At 59.4% G+C, this 7,826-nt stretch carries 7 protein-coding genes; 5 read left to right on the top strand and 2 right to left on the bottom strand.

The genetic code is table 11. The annotated features are described in order from the left end of the window. Nucleotides 1-621, bottom strand: a 621-nt coding sequence (locus tag EXR36_14855) for an ankyrin repeat domain-containing protein (GenBank protein MSQ60875.1), incomplete at its 3' end; no start/stop codon positions are given. Between the two features lie 158 nt (nucleotides 622-779). Here EXR36_14855 and EXR36_14850 point away from each other — a divergent pair. The 5 genes from EXR36_14850 (at nucleotide 780) to EXR36_14830 (ending at nucleotide 5,433) form a co-directional block, all read left to right on the top strand. Further along, nucleotides 780-2,501 (top strand): quinonprotein alcohol dehydrogenase, encoded by a 1,722-nt coding sequence (locus EXR36_14850; protein MSQ60874.1) that lies wholly within the window; start codon nucleotides 780-782, stop codon nucleotides 2,499-2,501. 77 nt (nucleotides 2,502-2,578) lie between these two features. Next, nucleotides 2,579-3,208, top strand: a complete 630-nt coding sequence (locus tag EXR36_14845; protein ID MSQ60873.1) for a cytochrome c4 — start codon at nucleotides 2,579-2,581, stop codon at nucleotides 3,206-3,208. 3 nt (nucleotides 3,209-3,211) lie between these two features. Further along, nucleotides 3,212-3,889, top strand: a complete 678-nt coding sequence (locus EXR36_14840; protein MSQ60872.1) for a hypothetical protein — start codon at nucleotides 3,212-3,214, stop codon at nucleotides 3,887-3,889. A gap of 27 nt (nucleotides 3,890-3,916) precedes the next feature. Next, nucleotides 3,917-4,798, top strand: a complete 882-nt coding sequence (locus tag EXR36_14835) for a 2-dehydro-3-deoxygalactonokinase (protein MSQ60871.1) — start codon at nucleotides 3,917-3,919, stop codon at nucleotides 4,796-4,798. A gap of 2 nt (nucleotides 4,799-4,800) precedes the next feature. After that, nucleotides 4,801-5,433: a 2-dehydro-3-deoxy-6-phosphogalactonate aldolase gene (locus tag EXR36_14830; protein ID MSQ60870.1), complete on the top strand. Its 633-nt coding sequence runs from the start codon at nucleotides 4,801-4,803 to the stop codon at nucleotides 5,431-5,433. 212 nt (nucleotides 5,434-5,645) lie between these two features. Here EXR36_14830 and EXR36_14825 read toward each other — a convergent pair whose 3' ends face one another. After that, on the bottom strand, nucleotides 5,646-7,268 hold the full coding sequence (locus EXR36_14825) for an acyl-CoA dehydrogenase (GenBank protein ID MSQ60869.1): 1,623 nt from the start codon (nucleotides 7,266-7,268) through the stop codon (nucleotides 5,646-5,648). Nucleotides 7,269-7,826 lie beyond the last annotated feature (558 nt).

The following is a 7,826-nucleotide window of genomic DNA, read 5'->3' as shown; positions in this document are numbered from 1 at the left end:
AACGTCTTTTTTACCCGCCTCGCGTGCGATATCCAAAGCTGTCTTGCCGCGATCATCCTTTAGCCAGGCATTAGCGCCGCGGGACATCAGCAACTTCACGGCTTCGGCGCTTCCGCTGCCAGCTGCCCACATGAGAGCCGTTAATTGGTGGTGATACACGGCGTTCACATCCACTCCCGCGGCCAGCAGCAAACTCCCGCATGGCGTGCAGGGCCCCGTCACCGCATAAACCATCGCGGTGCGCTGAAGCTGGTCCGCAGCACTGGTGCTGGCGCCATGCTCCAGTAGATAGGCCACCACGCTGGGTCTGTTCTCGTACACCGCGGCCATCAAGGGGGTTACTTTATCCAGCGTGGGTAGATCGACAGCGGCCCCCTTTTCCACCAGCGTCTTGACTAGCTCCAAGTTACCCGCCTTAGAAAACAAGAAAAGCGCTGTTTCGCTCTTCCGATTGCGAGAGTTGGGATGAGCCCCGGCGGCGAGCGCGCGCCTCGCACGCTCACCATCGCCTTTCTTGGCGAACTCGATCAATTGCGCATTCCAGCCCAGCTCATCCGCGTTCCCAAAGGAAATCATGGGCAGCGCGCAGGCCACAAGCAGAAAGAAATACCTATTTACCATGACGATGCATCTACCGCGCAGGTGCGGCTTGAACAATTAAGGCGGCGCGATTATAGTCGCGCCGCCGTGGTACGCTGGCATGGCTGCAAAATGCCGAGTGATACCGGCCTATAAGACGCAGTCCATTTCAACTCCTTTCAAGATCAACGGGAGACTCCATGAAGTCACGCCAACTCAAACTACTCACGCTGGCCGCGTTACTTTCGGCGGCAGGCAGCGTGGTTGCGGGAGAGATTCAAGGCGCTGGTACTACCACTGCCAGTAACCCAATGTCGCCGAAATTGGCGCCTGTATCCCAGTCCATGCTGAATGCCTCGGAAAACGATAAGAACAATTGGCTGCATTCCAATATGTCCTACACCAACTCGCGCTTCTATCCCGCGGACCAGATCAATACTGGCAACGTGCACAAGCTAAAGCCGGCATTCGTCTTTCAGACGGAAGTGAAGGAGTCCATGGAGACCTCCGCTATCGTCATGAACGGCGTGATGTACATCACCACCTCGTACAATCACGTTTACGCCTTGGACGCCGTCACGGGCAAGAAATTCTGGCATTACAAGCACAAGATGGGGCCGGTCACCACCTATTGCTGCGGCCCCAACAATCGCGGAGTCGCCATATCGGATGGCCACGTCTTCATGGGTACTCTGGATGCCAAGCTCGTATCCCTCGACGCCAAGACCGGCAAGCTCGCCTGGGAAACGCAGATCGCCGATCCCGAGCTGGGATATTCCGAAACCATGGCGCCCGTGGTCGTGGACGGCAAAGTATTGATCGGTACCAATGGTGGCGAGTATGGCGTGCGCGGCTTCGTCAAGGCCTTCGACGCCAAGAGCGGCAAGCTCATCTGGACTGCCTACTCGATTCCCGAGAAGGGCCACGAAGGCGCGTGGGCCACCCACGATGCCACCGGCCGCAACATGCTGCGTGACATCGCGGCGGAAAAGAAAATGCTGGCCGAGCGCGGCGGGGGCTTCTACCAGACCTTGGGCGGCGGCGTATGGATGACTCCCGCGGTGGATCGCAAGACCAAGACCGTGTACTTCGTGGCGGGCAACCCCTCCCCCGACTTGTATGGGGCCATTCGGCCTGGCGACAACCTGTACACCAACTCCATCGTCGCTGTCGATCTGGACACCGGCGCCTATAAAGCGCACTTCCAGTACATCGCACACGATGTTTGGGATCTGGATGCAGTGAGCCCCGTTATCCTGACGGAAGCCAAGGACAAGAGCGGTAAGATGGCGCCCGTGGCCATTCACGGCGGCAAGACCGGCCATGTGTACGTGCATAACCGCAACGACCTGTCCTTGATTCGCTTCTCCGACGCGATGATTCCGCAAGAGAACATGTGGGTACTACCCACGGCCGACGGCGCGCGCATGTTGCCCGGCGCCAATGGCGGCGTGGAATGGTCTCCGATGGCCATCAACCCGAAACTGCGCATGGTTTACGCGGCCAACTTGCACCAGCCTATGACCTATCACGTGGAAGCCTCCGAATATCCGGGCGGCAAGCTGTGGCTGGGCGGTGCCTTCAAGGTCATTCCAGGAGAGAAGCAGTGGGGACGTCTTGCCGCGGTGAACCTCGACACCGGCAAGATTGCATGGCAAGTGGACACCGATCAACCGCTGATCGGCGGTGTGCTGGCCACGGCGGGTAACTTGGTGTTCAATGGCGAAGGCAATGGCATGGTCAGCGCCTTCGATGCCCGCAACGGCAAGAAACTCTGGTCCTTCAATTGCGGGGCAGGTGTGAATGCACCTCCCACTTCCTATACCGTGGATGGCAAGCAGTACATCGCCGTCGCCGCGGGAGGAAACACGCAATTGGATTACAAGCGCGGCAACAACATCATCGTGTTCGCTATACCATAAGCTTCAGTCTCACCCAAGGGCCACCCCAGACATCCTGGGCGTGGCCCTTGCTTTTTCAGGAGCGGAGAGTCCTACAGATGAAAAAAGTTACGGCATTCGCCGCGTTGTTATTCTCAACACACTTGCAAGCCGGGGGAAGCGCAACCCAGCCCGCGGCAAGAGAGGATGAACCGCTTACCATCGCCGCAGCGGACTCCTCCGCGCAAGCCAAGGAAAAAGTCAGCGCCTGCATCGCCTGCCATGGCGATGAAGGCAACTCGCAGAGCGGCGCCTATCCGATATTGGCGGGCCAAACCAGCAGGTACCTTTACCTGCAACTCAAAGACTACAAGGAAGGCCGGCGAAAAGACCAGCTCATGTCGCCTATGGCGGCGAATCTATCCAAGGAAGACATGCGCGCCCTCGCTGACTACTTCGCGGCGCGTAAGCCAAAGAGCAACAATTTCAATGCCGATGCCGCCAAGGCCGCCAAGGGCAAGGGGGTGGCCGATGCGGCCCTTTGCACCATGTGCCACCTGGGCGGGTTTTCAGGGCAGAACGAGATTCCCCGGGTGGGGGGCCAGCACTACGATTACATCGTGAAGCAACTCAGGGATTTTCGCGCTCGTAACCGCACCAACGATGCAGGTAATATGACCAGCGTCTCCAGGGGTCTCTCCGATGACGATATCGAGAACCTGGCCCACTACGTTGCTGGATTGAACTAAGTCATGAGCTTTGCGGTCGATCTTGCGCTGGCCGTGTTCGCGGCTCTATTTGCATGGCGGCTTGGGCGCACGGCACAAGCGAACCAACAACTATGCGTATGGTTGTGGGCGAGCGCCGTGGCGGCGCTGGGCGGCGCAACGATGCTTGGAATGCTCTACCGCCAGATCGCGCTTCTCATCGTTCCAGGAGAAGCCGTGGAAATGCTCTGGCGCCTATCCATCGCCTTGCACTTGCTCTCCAATGGGCTTTTGCTATGCGGAGTGATCATTGCCTACGGCGTAGGCCGCATACGCACGGCCGCCCTAGCAGTGACGGCCGTAAAGCTCGCCGCCCTCCTCGTCTTTCTCGGATATAAGCAGAGCTTCGATCTGGCGGTCTACGATTGCGCTCTGAGCGCCTTGCTGCTATTGGTGCTGTGTACCTACGGCGCCTGGACGTGGAAGCTTCCGCACGCCCAGTGGATAGTGGCCGGTGCCGTGGTGTGGTTGTTCGCCACGCTGCTCCATCAAGGACGTGTGGGACCGAGCCAATACTTCACCCCCGACGATCTATTCCGCGCCATGGAAATCGCCGCCCTATTATTTTTCGTGCGCGGCGGATCGGACATGCGCGACGACCCTTCCGCGCAAGGGTTCAGGGAATTGGATTGGCGGCTTAGAACGAAGGACGGCGCGCGTTAACGGGAGCTGGGGGAGGCGGGTTAGCCAATGATCGCGGTGGACTGGGGTACATCCAGTTTTCGCGCCTACCGCTTAGGCGTGGATGGTCGTGTCACGGACAAACGCACCGCGGCACTTGGAATTCTCCACGTGACCGACGGCAAGTTCGGCGAGACCTTGGCCAGCCAGATAGGTGAGTGGCTGGAGGCAGGTGAAAAGCCAGTGCTGATGAGCGGCATGATCGGATCCCGCCAAGGCTGGGCCGAGGCGCCCTACTGCGAGTGTCCCGCGGGATTTTCCGAGATCGCCTCCAAGCTAAGAGCGGTGCACTGGAAAAATCACCAGATTTGGATCGCCCCCGGAGTATGCGGGCACGACGCCGCGGACACCCGCGATGTCATGCGTGGCGAGGAAATGCAGATCCTTGGAGCCTTGGAATTCATGCCTAATGGATCGGGTCTGGTCTGCCTTCCTGGTACCCATAGCAAATGGGTGGAAGTGCGCGATGGCAAGATCGTTCGGTTCGCCACCCACATGACGGGTGAAGTTTTCGCCGTGCTAAAGCAGCACAGCATCCTCGCGCGCATGATGCAAGAGGATGCAACGGACGCAGCGTCCTTCTCCGCGGGCCTATCGCGAGCGAAAGAGAAGGGCGGTCTCTTGCACCATTTGTTCGGCGTGCGCGCGCGGGCATTGTTTGGCGAGATCTCCGCGGCTGAATCGGCCTCGTATCTGTCCGGGATATTGATCGGCCACGAATTGAAAGCCGCGCTGGAGAGCGCACCGGAAGCGCATGTATACATCCTGGGCTCGGCCGCGCTGAATACGCTGTACTCCAGCGCATGCGCGGCATTCGGTACCACATCGAGCGCTCTGGATCCTGAGTCAGGCGTGCGCGGCCTCCACCTTCTGTCGCAACACTTGAACTGAACATGCTCACTTTTCAGGAAGCCGTGGGCCGCTGTCCTCTCATCGCGATCCTGCGCGGCGTGAAACCCAGCGAAGTTCTGGACATTGGCACCGCGCTCGCCGGTGCGGGTTTCACTCTGATCGAGGTCACGCTCAATTCTCCCCAGCCCTTCGACAGCATTCGGATTCTCGCCGGTGCGCTCTCTGATCGCGCGATCATTGGCGCGGGAACCGTTCTTCAGGAAAGCCAAGCGGATCGCGTCGCGCAGGCCGTTGGGAGGCTCATCGTCATGCCGCACGCGGATGCGCGCATCGTGCGCCGGGCGAAGCAGCTAGGCCTCTCCGCGCTACCTGGTTTTGCCACGCCCACCGAGGCCTTCGCCATGCTCGAAGCAGGTGCCGATGGCCTCAAGCTATTTCCCGCCGAAGCCAACCCGCCACCAGTCTTGAAGGCAATGCGAGCGGTGTTGCCGCGAGAGACTTTGATCTTCCCCGTGGGCTCCATCACACCGGAAAACATGCGCGGCTATTTGGATGCCGGCGCCAACGGCTTCGGACTGGGCTCGGCTTTGTACAAGGCAGGCAACACAGCAGCGCAAGTCGCCGCGTCCGCACGGCGCTTCACCGATGCGCTGCGTGGCACCCTAAGCGCCTAGTGTAGTGCTTCACTCTTAACGGCACAAAAGATGGCGAGAATCGGCCCCATACTTCGTTGCAAATCCTCGCGAGGTGTTCAACCTCGCTGCGGTTTGCGCCTTGTCTGTGACCGATTGGCCGTACCTCGAAACTCGCAGGCTCGTTTTCGCCACTTTTGCCCCAATCCCAGGCTTTCTGATTCTTCAACTTAAGTGCCATTAAGAGCGAAGCACTACACTAGCCCGCCGCCAAGATCCGCTATCCGGAAGCGCCGCGCGGCCGCCGTGGACGATGGTTCTTGCCCGGAATCAAGGGACCACTGCGCCTGCGCGCACAGTAAGGCCAATGCGAGGGAACGGCCCAGCGTCAAAGCGATGCGCCGCGCGTTGCGCTCCTGTTCGCCGCTTGGCGCGTGGGCAACCATGCGCCGTGCGCTTTCCATCATCTCCCGCGCTTGAGTCACTGCCGATTTCAGATCTGAATCGCGCATCTTTCCCGCGATGGCTGCAACCTCCGCCACCATGGAATGCAAGGCATTGCCGCCATGGGCGGCGCGCAACGCATCCAGCGCGAGCACATTGGTCGTACCTTCCCATATGGGAAGCACTTGCGCATCGCGCAACAGCGCGGGCAATCCGGTATCTTCCACATAACCCGCGCCACCGAAGCATTCCAGCGCTTCGCTGCATACCGCCACGCATTGCTTGGCCGTGGTGAGTTTCACGATGGGTGTCAGCAAGCGTAGCAGTTCCCCTTCGCTTTCAGACGCGGCACCTGCTTCCGTCTTGCCCAACAACTCCACCAGAAAGAATGTGAGGTGGAACGCGGCCTCGAACTCCGTTTGCATTCCCGCCAAGGTTTCAAGATGCAGTGGCTTCTCGGAAAGCATCGATCCAAAGGCAAAACGCCTGCTCGCATAATCCCTCGCCAGCGCAATCGCTCGCCGCATGTAGGCGGCGCTGGTCACGCTGTTCCACGTGCGTGTCACATTGAGCATCGGCGCAATGTTCTTCACGCCATCGCCCAAGCCGATGACTGGTGTGGCGATGGCACCATCGAGGGTCAACTCCGCCGTCGGGACCTTACGCGTGCCGAGTTTGTCCTTCAAACGATTCACCGCGATGCCGTTCAATTTTCCCGCTTCATCGCGTACTTCGAGATAGAACAACGCCAGCCCCTTCCCGCCTCGCGGATTGCCATCGGGCCGGGCCAGCGTCAGCGCCATCTGGCTACCTATGGCAGAGGTGAACCACTTGCGACCGTAGAGCCGCCAGCGGCCGTCGCTGTCTTGCCGCGCAGTCGTTTCAGACAGTCCTACGTCTGAGCCACCGGTGCTCTCCGTCATCCATTGCCCGCTCGTCCAGAACTGCTTGGGATCGCGGGAAGTCATATGCGGCAACGCACGCTCGGCGAGCGCTTGATTTCCGCTGATGGACAAAGTGCGCGCGGCGCCGTCGGTCATGGCCAGCGGACAGCTATAGACGTCCGTCGAAGGCGTGAACAGATAGACCAGCGCGAACTGGTGCACGCGCGACCACGCACCATGCTGGCGTTCGTAGGGGATGGCAATCAACCCACTGCGCGCAGCCAGCGGCTCCGCCGCCCGCCACAGAGGAGTCAGTTCAATCTGGTCGATGCGGTTACCCCAGGCGTCCCAGGGCGTGTGCACTGGCTCGCTCTTGCGATCGGCGAGCTGGAACTGGTAGAGAGGACCGCCCGTCATCGCGCCCATCTCCTTCAATTCGGACTCGATGCTTCCGTACACCTCCGGGGGCAAAGCGCGCGCAAGATAGCTGCGCAGCACGGGATCATCGTCAAACTGATTGCCAAGCTGTGGTGGAGATTGATTGAACATGCGAATGGCCTGTTGGTCGGTATGAACCTATTGATCTTTTCGTAATTCAGGACATATTCTCCATCACCCTCAGTCCCTGCCCATGAACCTCCCCGCTCGGGCGGGGAGCACGACGCTCCCTTCTCCCCGCGGGAGAAGGGATGGGGATGAGGGAAGAGACGCCACTACAGGTTCATGGCCGCAATTCGCGACGCGCGTGCCGTGGCGTCTCTCCCGGCGGGAGAGGGAAGCAAAAAAGCCCTTCTCCCCACGGGAGAAGGGTGGGGATGAGGGAAACGGCCTTCCATGGAAGTCCTGTCATGTATTTTGGAACACTCAATAAAAAAGCACTTGACCGCCAAGGACGCGAAGGAAGTTAAAGGCACTCAGTTTCAATCGCTAACAAGTTTTCGGGGTAAATCCACCTTTAGGGCACCTCTAATAATCACTTTTCTACGACGGATCTCTTACCGCGTTAGCGAAATGAGTTTCATTCTCGGCCAGGTGACCTTCAGTCGGGTTATTTCGCGACTTTCAAGGCGTTTTGCGAGCCTCTTCACTGGCTTTGTATCAAACTTA

The organism is Betaproteobacteria bacterium (genome assembly GCA_009693245.1).
Lineage (GTDB): Bacteria > Pseudomonadota > Gammaproteobacteria > Burkholderiales > SHXO01 > SHXO01.
Note: the sequence above shows the minus strand (reverse complement) of the source record. Positions and strands in the feature narration are given on the sequence as shown.